This window comes from Streptomyces lichenis, from assembly GCF_023218175.1.
Lineage (GTDB): Bacteria > Actinomycetota > Actinomycetes > Streptomycetales > Streptomycetaceae > Streptomyces > Streptomyces lichenis.
Map to the genome: position 1 here is coordinate 68,103 of NZ_JALPTH010000026.1, position 20,595 is coordinate 88,697.

Genomic DNA, 20,595 nt, shown 5'->3' on the forward strand with positions numbered 1-20,595 from the left:
CGTCGATCGGCCCCGGTCGTTGCGTGTACGGTTCGGGTGTCCCGCCGGGAGTGACCGGCGGGGCGCCGCGCACCGCCGACCTGCGGCGGCGCACACGAACCCGAACCGGCGGGACATCCGGTCACGCATGTATGTGGGGACGCTGTCCTTCGATCTGCTCCTCGGCGACGTACGGTCGTTGAAGGAGAAGCGCTCCGTCGTCCGCCCGATCATCGCCGAGCTGCACCGCAGGCACGCGGTCAGCGTGGCGGAGACCGGCGTGCAGAATCTCCACCGCAGGGCCGAGATCGGCCTCGCGGTGGTCTCCGGCGACGTGGGGCACCTGACCGAGGTACTGGACCGGTGCGAGCGCATGGTGGCCGCCCGGCCCGAGGTGGAGCTGCTGTCCGTACGGCGGCGCATGCACACCGACGAAGAGTGAAACGCAAGACGGAAGAGGAGATGGACCGGTGGCCGACAACGCGCGGGCCCGCAAGCTGGCCGATCGCATCCAGGTCGTGGTCGCGGAGACCCTGGACCGGCGGATCAAGGACCCCCGGCTGGGATTCGTGACCATCACGGACGCCCGGGTCACCGGCGACCTGCGGGAGGCCACGGTCTTCTACACGGTCTACGGGGACGAGGAGGAGCGCGCCGCCTCGGCGGCCGCCCTGGAGTCCGCCAAGGGCATCCTCCGCTCCGAGGTGGGCCGCCAGACCGGCGTCCGCTTCACCCCGACGCTGGCCTTCGTGCCCGACGCCCTCCCGGACAACGCCCGCACCATCGAGGACCTCCTCGACAAGGCGCGCAGCCGGGACGCCGAGGTCCGCGAGGTGTCCACCGGCAAGACCTACGCCGGTGACGCCGACCCGTACCGCAAGCCGGAGACGGACGAGGAGAACGACGAGGGCGACGCCTCCGCATGACCCAGCACACCAAGACCCCCGACGGCCTGGTCATCGTCGACAAGCCGTCGGGGTTCACCTCGCACGACGTGGTGGCCAAGATGCGCGGCATCGCCCGCACCCGCCGCGTCGGCCACGCCGGCACCCTGGACCCCATGGCGACCGGCGTCCTCGTCCTCGGCGTGGAGAAGGCCACCAAGCTGCTCGGCCACCTCGCGCTGACCGAGAAGGAGTACCTGGGCACCGTCCGCCTCGGCCAGGACACCGTCACCGACGACGCCGAGGGCGAGATCACCTCGTCCAAGGACGCCTCCGGGGTGACCCGGGAGGCCGTGGACGCGGGCGTCGCCGCACTGACCGGCGCCATCATGCAGGTGCCGTCCAAGGTCAGCGCCATCAAGATCGACGGCAAGCGGTCCTACGCCCGGGTGCGCGGCGGCGAGGAGTTCGACATCCCGGCCCGCCCGGTCACCGTCTCCTCCTTCCAGGTGTACGACATGCGCGAGGCGGTCGCCGAGGACGGCACCCCCGTGGTCGACCTGGTCGTCTCGGTGGTCTGCTCCTCCGGTACGTACATCCGCGCCCTCGCCCGCGACCTGGGCGCCTCGCTCTCCACCGGCGGCCACCTCACCGCGCTGCGGCGCACCCGGGTCGGCCCCTACAAGCTGGACGCCGCCCGCACCCTGGACCAGCTCCAGGAGGAGCTGACCGTGATGCCGATCGCCGAGGCCGCGGCGGCCGCGTTCCCCCGCTGGGACGTGGACGAGCGCCGGGCCGGGCTGCTGCTCAACGGCGTACGGATCGACATGCCGGCGTACGGCACGGCCCCGGTGGCCGTGTTCGGCCCGGACGGCCGCTTCCTCGCCCTGGTCGAGGAGCGCGGCGGGCGGGCCAAGAGCCTCGCCGTCTTCGGCTGAACGCCTCCGGGCCCCTCGGGAGGCCTTCTCGTGGGGCGGGCCCCCCGGCCCGCCCCACGATCCCCCCGCCCCCCGGCAACAGGCTGTCCACTTCCCGCCACCTTCTCACCCGGTCGGCCGGGCGCTCGGAGTGAACGGGGGTCGCGCGAGGGGGCGCGTTCGCCTTCCCCGCCCTCCGCTGATCACCTCCGGCCTACCGTCGGACCATGGAACGCGCGGACCGGAGGACGGAACCGGTACGGAACCCCGATCGGCTCGACGACCGGCACGACGACCGGCTGGACGACCGGATCGCCGGACGAGTGCCCGGCGGCGCCCCGGCATCGACCCTTGGGGACAACGGCCGTCCGGCGGGGGAGAGCCACCTCCTCGGTGACGGCGGTCCCGAACCGGTGTGGATCCGCGACCCGTCCGGCCGGCTGCGCGGAGCAGGCTTCGCCGCCGACGACCACGGCACCGTCGTCACCAGCCACCAGACCGTCGACGGACTCACCCGGGCCACCGTCCAGGCCCCCGACGGGACCGCGTACACCGCCGACGCCGACGCCCTGGTCCCGCTGCCCGCCGCCGGACTCGCCCTGATCCGCACCGAGGGCCTGGGCCTGGGCCCGCTGCCCATCGCCACCCGCACCGGCATCCCGGCCGGGACCTACCTCCGCTTCCACGCCGACGGCCCCCGCCAGGCCCGGGTGCTCGGCCCGGCCTCCGTCACCTACACCGCCACCGAGCACTTCCACCGCATCGATGGCGTCCTGGAACTCGCCATGGGCACCGACGCCGGCGAGGCACTGCGCACCACCCACTGCGCGGGCGCCCCCGTCCTGGACCCGGCTACCGGCGCCGTCCTCGCCGTCCTCGGCGGCGCCCTGCACACCGGCGGCCACCGCGCGGCCGGCTTCGCCGTCCCGCTGACCCACGCCGCCGCGGCCGACCCGCACGGACCGCTCGCCGCGCTGCTCGCCCGCAACGCCGCCACCGTCCCCGCCTACGGCGAGGACCTGAACCTGGCCGGCGCCCTCCAGCTCACCGCCACCACCGGCGCCGAGGCACCCGAGACCGGCCTCCCGCCCGTCGAACGCCGCCATCTCACCCGCGAGCTGGACGCCTTCCTCGCCTCCACCGCCGCCGTCTGCGCCCTGGTCGGCGACCCCGGTACGGGCCGCAGCACCGAACTCGCCGCGCTCACCGCCCGTCGCGCCCGGGGCCCCGAACCCGCCCCCACGCTCCGGCTGCGTGGCGCGGACCTCGCCGACGGCGACGCCTCACTGGCCGACGCCCTCGCCCGCGCCCTGCGCCAGGCCGGGCGGATCGCCGCCTGCTCCGGCGCCCCCGGGGACATGGCCACCGCCACCCCCGAACGGGTGGCGCGGCTCGCCCGCGAGTCCGGCCGCCCCCTCCTCGTACTCCTCGACGGCCCGGAGGAGATGCCGCCCGGGCTCGCCCACCGGCTGCCCGACTGGACCGCCGCCACCGCCCACTGGCTGCGCGCCCACGGTGCCCGGCTGATCACCGCCTGCCGCCCCGAGCACTGGGAGCGAGCGGGCGCCCTGTACCCGTCCGGGGCCCTGCACCGCCCCGGACGGCCCGCCCCACGGCTCCCGGACGCCGTCCACCTCGGCGACCTCTCCGCCCGCGAGGCCGGACGGGCCCGCCAGCGGTACGGCCTGCCCGCCGACGCCCTCGCCGAGGCGGACGCCGGCCATCCGCTGACCCTGCGGCTGCTGGCGGAGGTCCGAGCCGCGCTGCCGGTCGGCGGGGGTGGCGGTGGCCGGGAGCGGTGTGGGGAAGGGGCCGTCGCTGGGAGCGGCGGTCGGTCCGGGCGCGAGGAGGGGTCTGCTGCCGGGAGCACCGGGCGGCCTCGGCGCGAGGAGGTGTTCGCGGCGCATCTCGACTTGAGCTGTCTCCGGGTCGCCGTCCGGATCGCCGCTGCCTCCCGCCCGGCGCGCCGGGGCGGCGAGGTCCGGCGGCTGGCCGCTCGGGTCGCCGGGCGCGTTCACGAGGCGGCTCGCCGCTGTCTGGGGCCGGGGCAGGGCGGGCTGGACCGGGGCTCCTTCGAGGAGCTGTTCCCCTGGAGCACCGGCTGGGCGTCCGCGGTGCTCACCGAGGGCCTGCTCGTCCCGGCCGGTCCCGGCTACCGCTTCGCCCACGAGGAGGTGGCCGACTGGCTCCAGGGCGCCCATCTGGACCTCGACGCGGCTTTGGACGCCCTGGTCATGCGCGGAGGAGCGGAGGGCGAGGGGCCGGGGGTGGCTCCGGTGCCCAGGGACCGGGTCGGGCCGGTCGTCCAGGCCATGCTGCTGCTGGGCCGGGTGCACGGCCCCGCCGCCCTCGACCTCCGCCTCCGGCGTCTGGTCCACGCCCTGGACGGGCTTCCCGCCGACCCCGCCCGGCCCCGGGTGGTGGACGCCCGCTGGTGGGCCGGGCGGCTGCTGGGCGGCACCCTGGAACGGACCCCGGACCTCCGCCCGTACCTCGGCACCCTGCGACTGCTGGCCGACCACCTCGCGGCGGCCGGGAGCGCCCCCGCGGCCTTCGGCCCCTGGTTCTGGGAGCGGTTGCCGCTCTCCGGGGACGAGCGCGCCGATCTGCTCCGCCGGCTGCTGCCCGCCGACGCGGAGTGCGAGGACGCCGGGGAGGCGGGGGCCGGAGGGACGCGGTTCCTGGACGCCGCCGCCCGGTGGCTGGCCGCCGACCCGCGCGGGGTCCAGCCGCTGCTGTGCCGCTGGTTCGGCGACGAGCGCCCGCTGCCCGCCGCCCCCGGCGTCCGGGAGCGGCCGACCGTGGCCGGGGCCGCGCAGTCCCTGCTCCATGCCCATCGGGCGCTGGCCCCGGACGACCTGTGCGAGGCCCTGGTCGCCACCGCCCACCCGCGCGCCGGCGACCTCCTGGCCGCCCTCGCCGAGGACGAGCCCGCCGTGCTCTGCCGGGCCGTGGACCGCTGGGCCCATGACGGCGCCCGGCCGGAGCGGCGCAGCGCCGCCGCCCGGTACGCGCTGCTTGCCGCCGAGCACGCCACCGCCCCGGCCGACCGACGGCTGCTGGCCTACGCGGCGCTCGCCCTGCTCGACCGCCCCGGCGACACCGGGCTGCACGGCCCCGCCCTGGCACTGCTGGTGGCCGATCCCGAGACCCGCCCCGCCCACCTGCCCCGCGCCCTGGCCGCCTTCCGGGCCGGCGACCCGGCCCTGCCCCCGTACGCCCTGGCCGCCGCGCTCACCAGCTACCCCGAGCCGGTGCTCGCCGCCTTCCATGAGCGGCTGACCGCCGACCGGGACGCGGGTGCCGTACTGGAGGTGCTGGCCGCTACCGAGGCCCCGTCGCTGGTCCGGCGCGCCGCCGCGCTGGTCGCCGCCTACACGACCCGCCATCCCGGCGGCGCCCGGCATACCGCCGCGTACCTCGATCGCTGCCTGGAACGCGGACCGGTCACCCACGCCGTACTCTCCCCGCTGGCCGGCGGGCTGCTGCGGGAGGGCCCCGCCGAGGTCCGGGCGGCCCTCGCCCGGGTGCTGGCCGCCCCCGGCTCCCCGGCCTCCCTGGTGGCGCGCACCGAACTGCTGGACGAGCTGCTGGCGGTGGAGGAGCGGCGGGGCCCCGACCCGGACGTCCTGGACGCCCTGCTGGAGACCGCCGCGGCGGGCACCGGGCTGCGCGCCGAGTCCCGCACCCGGGACCTGGTCCGCCGCACCGGGCTGCTCGGGACACGTACCCCCGAGGGCGGAGACCGACTGCGCGCGCGGCTGGCCGGGCTCGCCGCCGAACGGCCCGCCTTCGCCGCGCTCACCGCCCGCTGGGCCGCCGCTGACCCGGCGACCTGGCTCCCCCTGCTCGGTTCCGACACCTCACAGCCCTGCTACCAGCGGTCGGACCTGACACCGATGCTGGCCGAACCGCACCGGCATGGCAGTCTTAGTCCTGCGTAATGGTTCATGCCGTACAAGGGTTCGGGCGAGGAGCGGTCACAGTGCAGCGCTGGCACGGCTTGGAGGACATCCCCCAGGACTGGGGGCGCAGCGTCGTCACCATCGGCTCGTACGACGGGGTCCACCGGGGACACCAGCTGATCATCGGACGGGCGGTGGAGCGGGCCCGTCAGCTCGGCGTCCCCGCCGTCGTCGTCACCTTCGAACCCCACCCCTCCGAGGTGGTGCGCCCGGGCAGCCACCCCCCGCTGCTCGCCCCGCACCACCGGCGGGCCGAGCTGATGGCCGGTCTCGGCGTGGACGCGGTGCTGGTGCTGCCGTTCACCGCGGAGTTCTCCCAGCTCTCCCCGGCCGACTTCGTGGTCAAGGTCCTGGTGGACAAGTTGCACGCCCGTGCCGTCATCGAGGGCCCCAACTTCCGCTTCGGGCACCGGGCCGCGGGCAATGTCGACTTCCTCACCGAGCTGGGCTCCACCTACGACTACGAGGTGGAGGTGGTGGACCTGTTCGTCACCGGTGAGGCGGGTGGCGGCAAGCCGTTCTCCTCCACCCTGACCCGCCGGCTGGTCGCCGAGGGCGATGTGGCCGGGGCCGCCGAGATCCTGGGCCGCCCGCACCGGGTCGAGGGGACCGTGGTGCGCGGCGCGCAGCGCGGCCGCGAACTGGGCTACCCCACGGCGAACGTGGACACCCTCCCGCACACCGCGGTCCCGGCCGACGGGGTCTACGCCGGGTGGCTGCTGGCCGACGGCGAGCGGATGCCCGCCGCCATCTCCGTCGGCACCAACCCGCAGTTCGACGGCAAGGAGCGCACGGTCGAGGCGTACGCGATCGACCGGATCGGGCTCGACCTGTACGGCCAGCATGTGGGCATCGACTTCCTGGCCTATGTGCGCGGGCAGTTGAAGTTCTCCTCGATCGAGGAGCTGCTGGAGGCCATGGCGGTGGACGTGCAGCGCTGCCGCGAACTGATCGCAGAGGCGTAGCCCCCGAGGGGTGATGCCCGGCCCATGACACGGACGAGGGTCCGCACCGGAGTCGAGACGGTGCGGACCCTCGTTCTGTGTACGGCGGCGGCCGCCTACTGCGGGGGCGCCTGCGGCGGTTGCTGCGGCGGCTGCTGGTCCTGCTGCGGGTACGGCTGCTGCTGGTGCGGCTGCGGCTGGGCGTACGGGCCGGGATAGGGGGCCGGTTGGCCCGGCTGCGGCGGATACGGCTGCCCGGGGTGGGGCTGCCCCGGCGCCGGCTGGGCCTGGTACGGCTGCCCGGGCGCCGGCGCGCCGGGGTAGGGCTGGCCGGGGTACGGCTGCCCCGGGGCGGGAGCCTGACCGGGCACTGGCTGACCCGGCAGCGGGGGAGCCATGTGCGGCGGTACGGAGCCGTGGCCGTCGCCGGTCCAGAGCCCCTGCGCCTGCTGGGCCCGGGCGAAGTCCTCGGCCACCAGCGCCGAGAGGTTGAAGTACGCCTCACGGGTCTTCGGCCGCATCATGTCGAGGTCCACCTCGGCGCCGGCCGCCAGATGCTCGTCGAACGGCACCACGACCACCCCGCGGCAGCGGGTCTCGAAGTGCTGCACGATGTCCTCGACCTTGATCATCTTGCCGGTCTCACGGACTCCCGAGATGACCGTGAGGGAGCGCCGCACCAGGTCCGCGTACCCGTGTGCGGAGAGCCAGTCCAGGGTGGTGGAGGCGCTGGACGCCCCGTCCACCGAGGGGGTGGAGATGATGATCAGCTGGTCGGCCAGGTCCAGCACCCCGCGCATGGCGCTGTAGAGCAGACCGGTGCCGGAGTCGGTGAGGATCACCGGGTACTGCTTGCCGAGGACGTCGATCGCCCGGCGGTAGTCCTCGTCGTTGAAGGTGGTGGACACCGCGGGGTCCACGTCGTTGGCGATGATCTCCAGGCCGGACGGCGCCTGCGAGGTGAACCGCCGGATGTCCATGTACGAGTTGAGGTACGGGATCGCCTGCACCAGGTCGCGGATGGTCGCCCCGGTCTCCCGGCGCACCCGGCGGCCGAGCGTGCCGGCATCCGGGTTGGCGTCGATCGCCAGGATCTTGTCCTGCCGCTCGGTGGCGAGGGTGGCGCCCAGCGCGGTGGTGGTGGTCGTCTTGCCGACACCGCCCTTGAGGGAGATGACCGCGATCCGGTAGCAGGAGAGCACCGGGGTGCGGATCAGGTCCAGCTTGCGCTGCCGCTCCGCCTCCTCCTTCTTGCCGCCCAGCTTGAACCGGGACGAGGGCGTGCGGCTGGACTTGGCCTTCTGCTTGGCGTTGCGCAGCAGCCGGTCGGAGGAGAGCTCCACGGCGGCCGTGTAGCCCAGCGGTGCGCCCGGCACCGAGCGCTCACGCTGGTCATGGGCGACCGACGTGGGCCACGCCGCCCCGGCCCTCGGGTCGACCGGGGGAGTGGGGCCGGCCGGAGCCTGGGGGTGGGGCTGAGCCTGGGGCTGGTCGGGGTGGTGCCCGCCGGGCTGCGGACTAGCGGGGTGGTACCCGTCCGGCTGCGGACCGCCGGGGGGCGGGAAGCCGTAGCCGCCGGGCTGCTGGGCCTGCCCGGGCTGGGGGGTACCGGGGTGCGGGAAGCCGTAGCCTCCGGCCTCCGGCTGCGGGAAGCCGTACCCGCCCTGCGGCTGCGGCTGCGCCGGGGGCTGTGGGTGCGCCGAGGGCTGGGCCTGCGGCGGGATGGGCATGGGCGGCTGTGCCGGGGTCGGCTGCTGGGTCGGGGCCGGGGCATGGTGCTGTGGCGGGGTGGGCTGTGGGGGCGCGGCCGGGTGCGGGAAGCCGGGCACGGCCGGTGCCTGCGGCGGGACCGCGCCCGTGGGGCCGGGCGGTACGGGCTGGGTCGGCCAGGGCTGGCCGGGGCCGGGGTGACCCGGCTGAGCGGGTTGGCCCGGCTGTTCGGGGCCCGGGAAGCCGTAGCCGCTCTGCGGGGCGCCGGGCGCGGGCCGCGGAGGCGCAGCCGGCGGCCAACCCGCCCCGTGCGGCGGCGCCGGAACCGGGCCGCCCGCGGGGGCGGGACCGGCTTGGCCGCCGTGCGGCGGCCACTGCGGGGCGTCGGCCGGGGTGGCGGGCTGGTACGCGGGAGGCAGCGGCGGCAGCATCTGCCCGGGCGCCCCGGGTACGGGTCCGCCAGGTACGGGTGCTTCCGGTACGGGCGGGGCGACGGGCTGCTGGGGCGGGGCCTGCTGCGCTACGGGGTCGCCGGGCACCGCGCCACCGGCCGCCGCCTCGCGCTCGGCGGCCTCCGCCATCTCGCGCTTCAGCGCGGCGGGGGAGAAGCGCATGGTGGCACCGCTCTCCACATCCCCCGCCCCGAAGGGGTCGTCGACCACAGCGGGCGGCGACGGGGGAACGGGCGCCGACGGAGCGGACTGCGACGGCGTCGCGGCGACCGGACCACCGGCCCCGGCCGTCTCGGCGACCGAGGGGTCCGCAGGCTCACCGGGAGCGGGCGTCGCCGAGGGGGCGACTCCCGCCGGCTCCTCGGCGCTCTCCGGCGCCGGGCCGCTCTCGTCCTCGGCGGCGGGAGCCACGGCGGGCGGTGCGTCGCTCTCCGGCGCCGCCCCGGCGTCGGCCACCGCAACGGCGTCCGTGCCCGCTCCCGTACCCGTCCCCGTATCAGATCCCTGATCCGGGCCGGTGTCGGCACCCGCCGACGGCTGCTGCTCATCGGCGGCCGGTGCGCTCGCGGCCGGGGAGGCCGGCGGGGTGGCGGGCGCTGCCGGGAGGCCCTGCTCGGGTGCCGGCGGCGCCGGTGCCTCGTCCGCCGGTGTCCCGCCGGCCCGCGCGGACTCGCCCGCGTTCTGCGTGTACCAGGCGGGCGGGGTGTAGTCGATGGTGAACTCACCCGTCACCTCGACGGGTTCCGCGTCGGACTCGTCGACGGGAAGGTTCCAGTTCCCGTGGATGTCGTCGCGATCGCCGTTCACTTTGCCTCCTGGTGTGGTCGAGCGCCCTCGTCTTGGCGGGCGGGGGTGATCGACTGGCCGTCGATGGGTCCCGGCTCTGCGAACCACCCTAAACGTCAGCCGAGCCCGACCGGCAGCCCCGTCCCCGGCCCCTGCCGACGACCGTCTACCCGGCCCGGCGGCCCGCCATCGGTCCCGACCGGGCGCCCGTCATCTCGGACGCCCGGCCGGGCCGGACGTCCGTCGCCTCAGGCACCACCTCGGGCGCCCGTCACATCAGGTCGAACTCGCCGTCCCGCGCGCCCAGGACGAAGGCGCGCCACTCCGCCTCGGTGTACCGCAGCACGGTGTCCGGGTCCAGGGACGAACGCATCGCGACCGCGCCCCCCGGCAGATACGCGATCTCGACCCGCTCCTCGTCCGGGCTGGTGCCCGGGGCGCCGTGCCATTCGACATCGGAGATGTCCAGGGCGTACAGCTCGTCCTTCTCCTGTGCGCTGCCCATCGCGGGCCCCCTTTCCTCCGGGCGGTGCGGTGTGCCGGCGGGTGGTGCACCCTCCCCGGTGGCGCGTCCCCGCCCGGGCTCCGTGCCACCTGAAGCATCCCGCAGCATCCTAGGGGAGCCGAGGGGGCCGCCGGGCCGGGTCAGTCCATCCGCCGGGGCAGCCCGAGCAGGCCGGACTCGGCGTCCGTGGGCGCGGTCATCACCCAGCTCCGCTCGGCTCCCGAGCACCAGAGGGTGACACCGTCGGCCAGCGTGGGCAGCGCGTCGACCTCCACCTGGGTCAACCCCATTACGCGACCGATGAGTTCACTCTCCTCCGGGGAGACCCGCTGGACGCCCACCAGGGACGCCGACCGCATCAGCCGCGGGGCGACCGGGCTGAGGTAGGGCAGCAGGGTCAGCACCGACTGCCAGGGCGAGGCCACCACCCGGCCACGCGGCGGCCGCATACCGCAGTCGCGCACGATGACCGCCGGGCTGCTCACCGAGGCGCCCATGGGCGGCACCCGCCCGACATCGTGCACGGTCACACAGGGCACCCCGGCGCCCGCCGTCTGCGCCAGCGCGGTCCACTCCCGTGCGCGGCCGGTCTCCACGGAGACCCGGGCGCCCGTCCCCGCCGCGCGCAGGGCGATCACCTGGGCCGTCCACAGACCGCCGATCAGCAGCACCTCGTACGCGGTGGCCCGGTGGAAGCCCACCATCTGCGGGCGGCCCTGGGCGTCGTCCCCCACCACCACCCCGTCGTCCCCCACCGGCAGTGCCAGCGCGCCGAGTTGGCCGGCGGCCAGGAAGTGGCCCGGGTACCGGGGCCCGAACATCCCCCGCAGCCCCCTGGCCCCCCTCCCCATGGCCGTCCCCGTCCCGACCCCGGTCCTCATCGCGCGCCTCCCAGCGGCAGCGTCGCCAGCACGCCGGGCAACTGCTCCCGGTCCAGGCGGAGCAGGCCCACCCGCTCGGAGCGGCCCGCCTCCTCCAAGGCCCGCCGTGCGCTGACCAGTTCGCTGTCGGAGCCACCGGTGACCCGGAGGTGGCAGGCCAGCTCCACCGTCCCCTGGCGCGCTCCCCGCCGCAGCGTCACCGACAGCGTGGTGGCGAAGGCGGGGACGGCGGTGAGCCGGGAGACCAGGGCGGGCAGCGGTACCGCGGCGCGGCCCAGCCGGGGCCAGCGCCCCACGGCATAGGTGGTGTGCCAGCGGTCGTCACACCGCCACACCCGCGCGGTCTCCGCCGTCCTGCGGGCCCCGCCGGCTTCCGTGTGCCCGGAGCGCCCGGCCAGACGCGGACTGGCACAAGCCGCCATGGCGAGCGCCGAGTTGGCCTCCTCCTGGTCCAGGACGACGGCCTGGAAACCGGTCCCCGACAGCCGGCTGGCGACATGGTCGGCGAGGCGGACCAGGCAGCGCTGGGCACCCTCCACACCGCCGCCCCGGGCGGCGACCGCCTCCCGGCAGAGCTCCGGGTCGAGCTTGACGGCCACCCAGGTCACCCGCAGCGCCGGAGCGCTCGTCTCCTTGCTCCGCTGGAGCGCGGCGTACGACACCCGGGCCACCGACTGCTGGGGAAGATGGGGCGCGGGCGCCGGACGAACCTGCTGGACCAGCTGGACCGACTCCGGCCGGATGTCGTCCACGTCCAGCGCGCCGCCCAGCACCGAGAGGGGCAGGGCGCGGGAGCCCGAGGCGGGGCGCAGCGACCGGCCGCCCGCCTCGACCCGTACCACCGCGGTGAGGAAGGTGCCGTCCCCGAGCATGCCGACCGTGCGCCGCTCCCGGTCCACGTAGGGGTACGGGCGCAGCCCCGGCAGGCCCTCCGCGACCACGGCCAGCGCGGGGTCGGTGTCCGGAGCCGCCGGGCGGGCGGCGCGCCGGCGGGCCCGGAGCGCGAGCGTCGCAGTCAGCCAGTCCTGGACGGGCCGGCCGCGGCGGCGCAGTACGGCGAGGAGGACGAGCAGCACGGCCACCGCACCCGCCGCGACCAGCAGCGGCGTACCGCCGGCCACCAGGGCCACCGCGACCAGCAGCAGGGCGAGTTCGACCAGGACCAGCTGCCGCAGCTCCACCGGTCCGATCCGGCCGGCGGCCGAGAGCGGGCGGAGTGCGACGGACGCCGGGGTGCCGCCCGGGGCGGGCACCGCGGACCGGGCCTCGCGCCGCCGTCCCCGGACACGGCCCGGGGCCGGTCCACCGCCGGTGTGCCGCTCGCGCGTGCGCGTCCCCGTACCCATATCGCCGCGTCTGCCCCTGTCTGTCCTTGGTGCGCGTCCGTCCGTGGCGCACGGCCCGCGTGTTCGCTCGCGAAGTGTGCCGGTCCGCCCGGTCGTTGTCCCTGCCGGCCCCGCCCGGGCGCTCATCGGCCGATCACCCTACCTGAGCGCGGCCCCCGTCCGGCGGCAGGCATAGTAGGGGCGGCACGGCGGCGCCCCAGGCCCACGGGGAGCCCCGGGGAGCCCGGGGAGAGGGACAAGGAGCACAGGGACCGGATGGCATCGCGACGGGATGAACTCAACGCGTACACCTTCGCGAAGCGGCGGCTGGTCGCGCAGTTCACGCAACCCAGCTCCACCGGTTCGGAGGAGGGCGCGCCCCGCCCGCTGCGCGGGGTCATGCCGGGGGCGATCGTCGCCGTCGTGGTCCTCGCGGTGTTCGCCGCCTGGGGCATGTTCAAGCCGGTCGCCCCGCAGGACTGGGACGAGCCCGGCCGGAACGTCATCATCGCCAGCAAGTCGACCACCCGGTACGTGGTGCTGCGCACCGGCGACCGCAAGCAGCTCCACCCGGTGCTCAACATGTCCTCCGCCAAACTGCTGATGAAGCAGGACGGCGGAAAGGTCGTCAACGTCGACGAGTCGGTGCTGGACAGCGGGAAGATCCCGCACGGCGCGACCCTCGGCATCCCCTACGCGCCCGACCGGCTCCCCGACGCCAAGGAGGCCGGGACCGCCAAGCGGTGGGCGGTGTGCGAACGCCCAGGGCAGGGCGGCCGGGCCATCCAGAAGGCCACCTTCGTCTTCGCCCGGCGCGACGAGCGGCGCACCGACGACCGCGACCGGCTCACCGGCGGCGAACTCCTCTACGTGGAGGGCCCGGACGGGACACGCCATGTCGTCGACGCCGGCGGCACCGCCTACCCGGTCCAGCAGGACGAACTGCTGCTCCGCCTGCTCGTCGGCCAGCACCGGGCCGCCCAACGCGTCTCCGACGCCTGGCTGAAGACCCTCCACCCGGGCGACCGGATCACCTTCCCCACCGTCCCCGGCACCCCGGGTGCGGACGCGGACGTCCCCGGCAGCCTCGACCCGGCGCTGCGCAAGGTCGGCATGGTCCTCACCGCACCCGACGGCACCCGCAGCCAGCACTACGTCGTCCTGGCCGACCGGGTCGCGCCCATCTCCGACTTCACCGCCAAACTGCTCCTCGGCAGCCGCCCGTTGATGGACCTGGGCCAGCAGAGCCAGGCCGCCCCGGTCGCCCCCGGGGCCATCCTCCCAGGCGCCGCGTTCCACGCCGACGTCCGCTGGCCCCAGCAGACCCCCAGGCCGGTGAACGAGGCCTCCACCGCCGAAGGCAGCCGCAACACCGTCTGCAGCGTGCTGCGCGGGGTCGACCGGGACAGCGGCTCCACCACGCTCAGCACCTGGTCCGGCGACGACTTCCCGGCGCCCCTGCCCACCGGCTCCAGCAGCGCGTACGTCACCCCCGGATCCGGCCAGATGTACCGGCAGTTCACCGGCTCCCGTACCGACACCGGCTTCCTCTTCCTGGTCACCGACACCGGACTGCGCTACGCCCTCCAGTCCAACGGGGACACGGCGACCGACGACGCCGGCATCGGCTCCCCGGACTCCGCCAAGGAGCGCGAGGCCCAGGCCCTGGAGGCCCAGCAGGCGCAGAGCCGGCTCGGCTACAAGGACGTCCCGCCACTGCCCGTACCGGCAGCCTGGTCCGCCCTGCTCCCGACCGGCCCCCGGCTCTCCACGGGCGCGGCCCGCCAGCCGCAGGGCTCCTGAGAGGCCGTGGCATGACCCCTTCTGCGTACGTCAAGCGGCTCGCGGTCGTGGCAGCCGCCGCCATGGCCACCCTGGTCATGTCGCCCACCGCCCACGCCGACACCCCCCAGCAGTGCTCCTTCCCCAATCAGCCCTACGAGGGCCGCCCCTGGTCCCTCCAGCGGGTGCTGCTGGACGAGGTGTGGAAGCAGTCCACCGGCGAGGACGTCCGCGTCGCCGTCATCGACACCGGCGTGGACGTGAAGAACCCGCAGCTCACCAAGGCCGTCGACACCGGCAGCGGGATCAACCTCATCCCGAGGAACGCCAAGGACGCCCATGGCGACCCGGTGGAGCGGGGCAAGGAGGACGGCACCACCGACACCGTCGGCCACGGCACCAAGGTCGCCGGGATCATCGCCGCCCGGCCCGCCCGGGGCACCGGCTTCAGCGGCCTCGCCCCGGACGCGACGATCATCCCCGTCCAGCAGAACGACGCCCACGGCAACGGCACCGCCGAGACCCTCGCCACCGCCATCCGGCACGCCATCGACGAGGAGGCCGACGTCATCAACATCTCCCAGGACACCGCGAAGGCCCTGCGCCCCGCCCCCGTCCTGGAACAAGCCGTCGACGAAGCGCTGTCCCGTGACATCGTGGTCGTCGCGTCCGCCGGCAACGACGGCCTCGGCGGCAAGGTGAAGCGCACCTACCCCGCCTCCTTCGAGGGCGTGCTCGCCGTCGCCGCCTCCGACCGCAACAACGAGCGGGCCCAGTTCTCCCAGTCGGGGGACTTCGTGGGCGTCGCCGCGCCCGGCGTCGACATGGTGAGCACGGTGCCCGGCGGAGGGCACTGCGCCGACAACGGCACCAGCTTCGCCGCCCCGTACGTGGCCGGGGTGGCCGCCCTGGTGAAGGCCAAGCACCCGGACTGGACCCAGGCGCAGATCGTCGCCCAGATCCAGCAGACCGCCGAACGCTCCACCGCCGGACACGACCGGCTCGTCGGCTGGGGCGTGGTCGATCCGGTGCGCGCGCTCACCGAGGACGACACCCCGGTCGAGAAGCCGGTCGCCCGCGAGGGCGTCACCCGCGCCCAGGCCCCCGCCGTCGGCACCTACCACCTGGGCGAGACCCCGGACCAGCGCAACGCCCGCCTGGCCACCTATGTCGTGGTGGGCGGCGCCGTCCTGATCGCGGCCGTCTCCGGCGGCGCCGTAGCCGCCCGAGACGCCCGCCGCCGAACCCGCCGCGACCGCGTCTGACGTTGCACTCGCACGGTGCGGAACTGAGGTCCTCCACCCGTGGCTTGGGCCCGCCTTGCCCGTTGGTTCGTTGTCATACCCGGTGGCTAAAGTGGCGGAGCGCACGTCGTGAGCAGTTCCACGACAACAGAAGCAAACGGGGAGGAACGGGCATCGTGCTCGACGCGGCAGGTGACGGGGGGCGTTGGCGGTGACTGATGTCGTACGCGGCGAAGGTGCGCTGCGAGCCTTCAAGGCACAAGTGGACAAGCTCCTGACGGAGTTCGAGGGCGGCGCGGCCGGCAAGACCAGGGTGGCCGACCCGGGGGTGACCCGCGACTCGCTGGGCACGGGCATGTGCTTCGCGGAGGCGGACGGCTTCTACACCCAGTACAACCGCGTCCACCAGTCGCTCATCACCCTCTCCAAGTCCCTGAACGACCAGATCGAGCTCTACCGGCTCGGCGTCCACGCGGCCGACGTCGGCTATGACGACGTGGACGACGACACGCGGCGGAACTTCCACAGCATCTACACCAAGCTGGACAAGGCGTGGGACAAGGCGCAGAAGGCCGCCAAGGCTCCTGAGCAGCCGGAGAGCCCCGACGCGACCGAGGACATGGGGTGACCGCCAATGACTGAAGCCAAGCCGCCGGCACCGCAGACCGCGGACCAGCGCCACGAGCAGGTGGAGACATACCAGCAGGCCTTCGACACCGCGGCCCAGAGTGTGACCAAGCAGGTCGCCGCCGTCCAGCAGCTGCCGTTCGTCGGTGCCTTCTTCGGTGGGCGTACCTCGTTCGAGGACGTACCGCTGAACTCCATGCTGAACCTGCTCGAAAGCGCCAATCCGGCCGATCTGTCGGAGGCCGGCCGCAGATTGCAGCGGGTCACCGAGGCGTTGAACGATGCCGCGAAGCAACTGGACGGCTACGTCCGCGCGACCGAGTGGAAGGGCGAGGGCGCCGAGGAGTTCCGCCGCTTCGGCAGCGAACTGACGACCTACACCTACAGTCTCGGCACGTTCGCCAACGCCGTCGGCGCCCAGATGGAGATCGCCGCCACCGGTCTGACTTCCGTCCGCAACTCGGTACCCCCGCGCGACGGCCGCCTCGTCCAGAAGCGCCCCGAGGACTTCCCCCTCACTCAGCGCGGGACGGACAACCTGGACTACCAGAAGGCCGTCAAGATCGAGAAGGACCGCCAGGAGGCCATCAACCAGATGAACCGCCTGGCCTCCTTCTACTCGGTCTCCGAGACCATGCTGGCGATGCAGGAACCGCCGACGCTGCCGAGGCCGCTGGGGACGGCGGTGCCGCCGCCGATGGACGCAGTTGGTCGGCGGCGAGGTCAGGGTGGTGCCGACAATTCGAGCCCCACAGGGGGTTCTCTGGCGCACGTGTCCGGTTCACAACCAGCGGCCGCCTGGAGCGAGCGCACTCGGGTAGCTGACGGCACGCCACGTCCGGAGCTGACCGAAAGGCCGATCGAAGCCGTTGGGTCAGGACAGCGCGTGGAGATCAACAGCGTCGCGCCTCCCGCGCCTCCCGCGCAGGTGCCGACAGCGCCACAGCTGCCCCACACCGGGCCTACCACCGTGAGTACAGTGCCGCCTCTCGTGGCGGGCAGCGTTCCTCCGGTCCGACCGGCCGCTGCTCCTTCTAAGGGGGTCGGCACAGGCGGCGTGCGCCGACCTGGCGGTGCTCCGGCGGCCAACGCCTTCGGTCGGCCCGGCAGCACAGCGGGAGGGGTGGTTCAGAAGAGCGGGGGATCCGCCGCAGGCGCAGCAGGACGATCTGTGGGGCCTGTCAACGGCCGAGCGGGATCGCCCTTCGCTACGGGCAGTGGTGCCGCCGCCGGTCGCGCTGGTGTGCCCGGCGGTACGGCTCAGGCTCCGATCAACGGTCGATCCGGCGGGGCCACGGCCCAGGGGGCCGGTGGCCGATCCGGCAACGGTGCCTTCGGCGCCCGAGGTGTACAGAGCGGAATCGTAGGAGGCACCCCGCAGCAGCGTCCCGCTGCCGGTACATCACCTCGCATGCCTCGGGGCACGGTCATCGGCAGTGAGTCATCCGGAGGACGCGCCGGCACCTCACGGCCTGTCTCCGGTGGTGTCATCGGCGGGCAGCAGACCGGCGGCCCATCCCGCCCGGGCGGTCGCGGGACCGCGAGCGTGAACGGAGTCGTGGGCACCCCGAAAGGGGGCGGTACGCCTGGGGCGCAGCCCGGGAGTTCCGCCGGAGGCATGCGCGGTAACCGCCGCCGCAAGAAGGATGAGAACGACCGAAACGGCTCAAGCCGGCCGGACTACCTGACGGAGGACGAGGAAACCTGGCTGGCCAGGCCGCGGAACACGGTACCTCCGGTGATCGATTAGGTATGTGGAAGCCGAAAGTCAGGATGACTCCGATGAGCAGTCGAAACCGTGCTCGGCGAGGACGCCATCGTCTGATCTGTGCCGTCGCCGTAGCGGCGGTATGGGTGCAGTGCGGCGCCAGAGGAACAGCGGCGGCCGCTCCCGTACCCGATCCCCAAAGCCGCCAGTGGTACCTGAAAGCCATGCATGTGGACACACTGTGGAAGCAGACGCGAGGCAAAGGCGTCACCGTTGCGGTGGTCGATACCGGCGTCAACCCGTCCACATCGTCGCTGCAGGGCCAGGTTCTGCCGGGGAAGGACCTCACCGGCGTGGCCGGAGAGGAGACGGATGACTATGACGGCCACGGCACAACCGTCGCCGAGTTGATCGCTGGCACCGGTCGAGGCGGTGGCCTACGCGGTCTCGCCCCGGACACCAAGATCATTCCTTTCCGCGTATCGAACACGCAGTTGCAGGACAAGGGAGGGGTCAACGCGCGCGACATGGAGCAGGCAATCCGCGCCGCAGCGAACAGCGAAGCCAAGATCATCAACGTCTCCATGTCGAGCGACTACTACGGGTCGAGCCAGCGGGACGCGGTCGAGTACGCTCAGAGCAAGGGAAAGCTTGTCTTCGCGGGGTCCGGTAACGGAGCTCAGGAAGGCAACAAGGAGCAGTATCCGGCCGCCTATCCGGAAGCGGTCGCCGTAGCGGCCACCAACGCCGAGGGGCGAGTGGCCGACTTCTCCACCCACGGGAGCTATGTCGACATCTCGGCTCCGGGCACGGACATCCCCTTCTGGTGCGACGAGAACTTCACGCAGTACTGCGAGTCCGAGGGCACCAGCGCCTCTACCGCCCTCGCCTCCGCCACCGCCGCCCTGATCTGGTCCAAGCACCCCGAGTGGACCGGCAACCAGGTCCTCCGGGTCATGTTCGAGTCGGCGGGCCGGAACGCGAAGTGGAAGCCCGGTCAGGTCAGCCACTACACCGGTCACGGCGTGGTCCGCCCCAACGCCCACATCACCCGAGGCCTCGGCAAGCCCGGCGACCCCGATGTCAGCCCGGACACCGGCAAGCGCGTCGGCGGCAAGCCCGGTTCCACGCCGAAGCCCCCGGCTCCCAGCGACCAGGGCCCCGAGGCCACCGCATCCGGCGACAGCCCCGCCCTGGCGGGCTCCGCGGGCAAGGCCGACGACTCCGGCAGCGGCACCAGCTCCGCGTACCTCATCGGCGGAGGCATCGCGGCCGCCGCCGTCCTCGCCGGTGCGGGCGCACTGGTGGCCCGCCGTCGTCAGGCCTGAGCAGCCCCTCGACACCACCTCGGGCCGGTCGACCGACTAGCCCCATCCACCAACCACCCCAGCAGAGGGAGAGGAACATGGCAGTCCAGAAGGTCAATGGCGTCAATCTCATCAGCCTGCAGAACGACATCACCGAGTCCTTCGATGACGTCAAGGGCCAGCTGCGGAACCTCCAGGGCGTCATCGACAGCCTGGAAGGCAACTGGCGAGGCATCGGCGCCGGAGCGTTCGACGTCAAGCAGACCCAGATCAACAACGGCATGGTGCGCATCGGCAAGCTGATGCTGATCTTCCAGGAGGCGATCGAGGCCACCCGGGTGATCGCCGGCAACACGGACGACGACGTCGAGCGGGCGCTGCGCGGTATCGACGTGGTCGACGGCTACTCCGGTGACGCGGCCGCGCAGGCCCGCACCTCGAACCTGTCCAGCTACTGAGCCCGTGCTCACCGGCCACACCACCACTGCCTCATAAGGAGCGAACGTGACCAGCAAGTTCGACGACGGGACCATGGTCGTCACCTACTCGTCCCTGGATGCCGCGTCGCAGACGATCAAGGCCCAGGCCGAGCGCCTCTACTACTCGCTGGAAGCCATCCAGGCGAAGATCCGGCAGATCTCCGACACCTTCGAGGGCGAGGCCCGGACCGCGGCCGACGCCAACCACGCCAAGTGGGACGCGGAGAGCCGCGCCATCCTCCAGTCGCTCAAGGCCATCGCCAAGGCCGTCGCCGAGGCCGCCCCCGCCTACCAGGCGGGCGACAAGCGGGCCGCCGGCTACTTCTAAGAAGCGCCGACCGCCATCACGAGCGTCAGGGCCGGAGTGGGCAGTGCGGGAGGTGCCCACCCCGGCCCTGTGCGGTCTCCGCGTGCCGGGCCCGCCGTCGGCGTCACAGGCGCCCGCGTGGTGGCCAGGGCAAGCTGAGGCCTTCGCTGTCAGTCCACGCCGCTACCTCTCACCCGCCCCGGCACTCCGCGGACTTCGAGACCGCGTCGGCGTAAGCCAGGATCAGCTTCTTCATCGCGGCCTCGTTGGCCCGCCCCTCATTTCCGACGAACACGTACACGAAGAGCTGCTGGGTGCCCTTCCGGCGGGTCTCTGCCGGCTCTGGGCAGTCGACCTTGCTGACGGCGCCCTTGTCGCCCCAGCTGTACCGAAGATCGGCACTGATGCGTTCGTCGAGCCGCACATAGGGCTGGCCGGCGGCGATCTCACGCACGCTGGTGCCCAGTTCCCGCCACGTGGTGATCGCCGAGAGGTCGGTGCTGTCGTCGACCACTACGGTGCAGTCACTTCCCCCCTTCAGCTCCGGAAAGGAGTCCTTCACGACCGCCTTCCTGCCACTCGCGGGAAGCAGTGGATCGAGCAGCGCGGGGTCGATCGGCACTCCGCACAGCGAGGTCGGCGTCGCGTACTCCTTCGGTGGCGGTTCCGGGGTGGAGCATCCCGCCAGTGTGCCGAGCGCGAGCAGCGCGGTCGCAGCCATGACCGTGCCCCGTGGCGGCCGGACCGGGCGGGCGGGAAGCGGCGGTGTCGCCATCGAGCCGCGCCGCGCCCT

17 protein-coding genes are annotated in these 20,595 nt (G+C 73.9%); 12 read left to right on the forward strand and 5 right to left on the reverse strand.

Annotated features, from left to right (window positions below):
- Positions 1 to 127: 127 nt before the first annotated feature.
- The 5 genes from M1O15_RS23940 (at position 128) to M1O15_RS23960 (ending at position 6,710) form a co-directional block, all read left to right on the forward strand.
- Complete coding sequence (locus M1O15_RS23940; RefSeq protein WP_248636207.1) at positions 128 to 421, forward strand: DUF503 domain-containing protein; 294 nt, start codon at positions 128 to 130, stop codon at positions 419 to 421.
- 28 nt (positions 422 to 449) lie between these two features.
- Complete coding sequence (gene rbfA, locus M1O15_RS23945; protein WP_248636208.1) at positions 450 to 905, forward strand: 30S ribosome-binding factor RbfA; 456 nt, start codon at positions 450 to 452, stop codon at positions 903 to 905.
- Positions 902 to 1,801, forward strand: coding sequence for a tRNA pseudouridine(55) synthase TruB (truB, locus tag M1O15_RS23950; protein WP_248636209.1), 900 nt, complete (start codon positions 902 to 904; stop codon positions 1,799 to 1,801). Before rbfA ends, truB begins: the two co-directional genes overlap by 4 nt.
- Positions 1,802 to 2,007: 206 nt before the next feature.
- Entirely contained in the window at positions 2,008 to 5,724 is a 3,717-nt protein-coding gene (locus M1O15_RS23955) for a serine protease (RefSeq protein ID WP_248636210.1), read from the forward strand.
- A 41-nt stretch (positions 5,725 to 5,765) separates the two neighbouring features.
- Positions 5,766 to 6,710 carry a bifunctional riboflavin kinase/FAD synthetase gene (locus M1O15_RS23960; RefSeq protein ID WP_248636211.1) on the forward strand — a complete coding sequence of 315 codons (945 nt, stop codon included), beginning with the start codon at positions 5,766 to 5,768 and terminating at the stop codon, positions 6,708 to 6,710.
- Positions 6,711 to 6,805: 95 nt separating this feature from the next.
- Here the strand turns inward: M1O15_RS23960 and M1O15_RS23965 are convergent, their stop codons facing one another.
- The 4 genes from M1O15_RS23965 to eccE form a co-directional block, all read right to left on the reverse strand.
- A complete protein-coding gene (locus M1O15_RS23965; protein ID WP_248636212.1) occupies positions 6,806 to 9,658 on the reverse strand; it encodes an SCO5717 family growth-regulating ATPase in 2,853 nt (950 codons plus the stop codon).
- A gap of 250 nt (positions 9,659 to 9,908) precedes the next feature.
- Complete coding sequence (locus M1O15_RS23970) at positions 9,909 to 10,142, reverse strand: DUF397 domain-containing protein (protein ID WP_248636213.1); 234 nt, start codon at positions 10,140 to 10,142, stop codon at positions 9,909 to 9,911.
- 140 nt (positions 10,143 to 10,282) lie between these two features.
- The gene (locus M1O15_RS23975; RefSeq protein WP_248636240.1) at positions 10,283 to 10,993 is read right to left on the reverse strand and encodes a hypothetical protein; all 711 of its coding nucleotides are present in this window, start codon (positions 10,991 to 10,993) and stop codon (positions 10,283 to 10,285) included.
- A 26-nt stretch (positions 10,994 to 11,019) separates the two neighbouring features.
- Entirely contained in the window at positions 11,020 to 12,369 is a 1,350-nt protein-coding gene (eccE, locus tag M1O15_RS23980; protein ID WP_372499565.1) for a type VII secretion protein EccE, read from the reverse strand.
- Positions 12,370 to 12,624: 255 nt separating this feature from the next.
- Here eccE and eccB point away from each other — a divergent pair, with 255 nt between their 5' ends.
- The 7 genes from eccB to M1O15_RS24015 all read left to right on the forward strand — a co-directional run bounded on the left by eccB (position 12,625) and on the right by M1O15_RS24015 (position 19,823).
- The gene (eccB, locus tag M1O15_RS23985; protein ID WP_248636214.1) at positions 12,625 to 14,151 is read left to right on the forward strand and encodes a type VII secretion protein EccB; all 1,527 of its coding nucleotides are present in this window, start codon (positions 12,625 to 12,627) and stop codon (positions 14,149 to 14,151) included.
- 11 nt (positions 14,152 to 14,162) lie between these two features.
- Positions 14,163 to 15,395, forward strand: coding sequence for a type VII secretion-associated serine protease mycosin (gene mycP, locus M1O15_RS23990; RefSeq protein ID WP_372499566.1), 1,233 nt, complete (start codon positions 14,163 to 14,165; stop codon positions 15,393 to 15,395).
- Positions 15,396 to 15,636: 241 nt separating this feature from the next.
- Positions 15,637 to 16,002: a DUF2563 family protein gene (locus M1O15_RS23995; protein ID WP_308282392.1), complete on the forward strand. Its 366-nt coding sequence runs from the start codon at positions 15,637 to 15,639 to the stop codon at positions 16,000 to 16,002.
- 6 nt (positions 16,003 to 16,008) lie between these two features.
- The gene (locus M1O15_RS24000) at positions 16,009 to 17,751 is read left to right on the forward strand and encodes a hypothetical protein (RefSeq protein WP_248636216.1); all 1,743 of its coding nucleotides are present in this window, start codon (positions 16,009 to 16,011) and stop codon (positions 17,749 to 17,751) included.
- 182 nt (positions 17,752 to 17,933) lie between these two features.
- Positions 17,934 to 19,037: a S8 family serine peptidase gene (locus tag M1O15_RS24005; protein ID WP_248636217.1), complete on the forward strand. Its 1,104-nt coding sequence runs from the start codon at positions 17,934 to 17,936 to the stop codon at positions 19,035 to 19,037.
- A gap of 77 nt (positions 19,038 to 19,114) precedes the next feature.
- On the forward strand, positions 19,115 to 19,474 hold the full coding sequence (locus M1O15_RS24010) for a WXG100 family type VII secretion target (RefSeq protein ID WP_248636218.1): 360 nt from the start codon (positions 19,115 to 19,117) through the stop codon (positions 19,472 to 19,474).
- Positions 19,475 to 19,520: 46 nt separating this feature from the next.
- Complete coding sequence (locus M1O15_RS24015) at positions 19,521 to 19,823, forward strand: WXG100 family type VII secretion target (protein ID WP_248636219.1); 303 nt, start codon at positions 19,521 to 19,523, stop codon at positions 19,821 to 19,823.
- 169 nt (positions 19,824 to 19,992) lie between these two features.
- Here the strand turns inward: M1O15_RS24015 and M1O15_RS24020 are convergent, their stop codons facing one another.
- On the reverse strand, positions 19,993 to 20,523 hold the full coding sequence (locus M1O15_RS24020; RefSeq protein ID WP_248636220.1) for a hypothetical protein: 531 nt from the start codon (positions 20,521 to 20,523) through the stop codon (positions 19,993 to 19,995).
- Between the last annotated feature and the right edge of the window lie 72 nt (positions 20,524 to 20,595).

Excerpts from the sequence above, each read along its gene's own strand:
- M1O15_RS24005 (WP_248636217.1), top strand. The coding sequence starts at position 17,934 with ATGCATGTGGACACACTGTGGAAGCAGACGCGAGGCAAAGGCGTCACC.
- M1O15_RS23940 (WP_248636207.1), top strand. The coding sequence starts at position 128 with ATGTATGTGGGGACGCTGTCCTTCGATCTGCTCCTCGGCGACGTACGG.
- mycP (WP_372499566.1), top strand. The coding sequence starts at position 14,163 with ATGACCCCTTCTGCGTACGTCAAGCGGCTCGCGGTCGTGGCAGCCGCC.
- M1O15_RS23975 (WP_248636240.1), bottom strand. The coding sequence starts at position 10,993 with ATGGGGAGGGGGGCCAGGGGGCTGCGGGGGATGTTCGGGCCCCGGTAC.
- M1O15_RS23970 (WP_248636213.1), bottom strand. The coding sequence starts at position 10,142 with ATGGGCAGCGCACAGGAGAAGGACGAGCTGTACGCCCTGGACATCTCC.
- eccE (WP_372499565.1), bottom strand. The coding sequence starts at position 12,369 with ATGGGTACGGGGACGCGCACGCGCGAGCGGCACACCGGCGGTGGACCG.
- M1O15_RS24010 (WP_248636218.1), top strand. The coding sequence starts at position 19,115 with ATGGCAGTCCAGAAGGTCAATGGCGTCAATCTCATCAGCCTGCAGAAC.
- M1O15_RS24000 (WP_248636216.1), top strand. The coding sequence starts at position 16,009 with ATGACTGAAGCCAAGCCGCCGGCACCGCAGACCGCGGACCAGCGCCAC.
- M1O15_RS24020 (WP_248636220.1), bottom strand. The coding sequence starts at position 20,523 with ATGGCTGCGACCGCGCTGCTCGCGCTCGGCACACTGGCGGGATGCTCC.
- M1O15_RS23955 (WP_248636210.1), top strand. The coding sequence starts at position 2,008 with ATGGAACGCGCGGACCGGAGGACGGAACCGGTACGGAACCCCGATCGG.
- truB (WP_248636209.1), top strand. The coding sequence starts at position 902 with ATGACCCAGCACACCAAGACCCCCGACGGCCTGGTCATCGTCGACAAG.
- eccB (WP_248636214.1), top strand. The coding sequence starts at position 12,625 with ATGGCATCGCGACGGGATGAACTCAACGCGTACACCTTCGCGAAGCGG.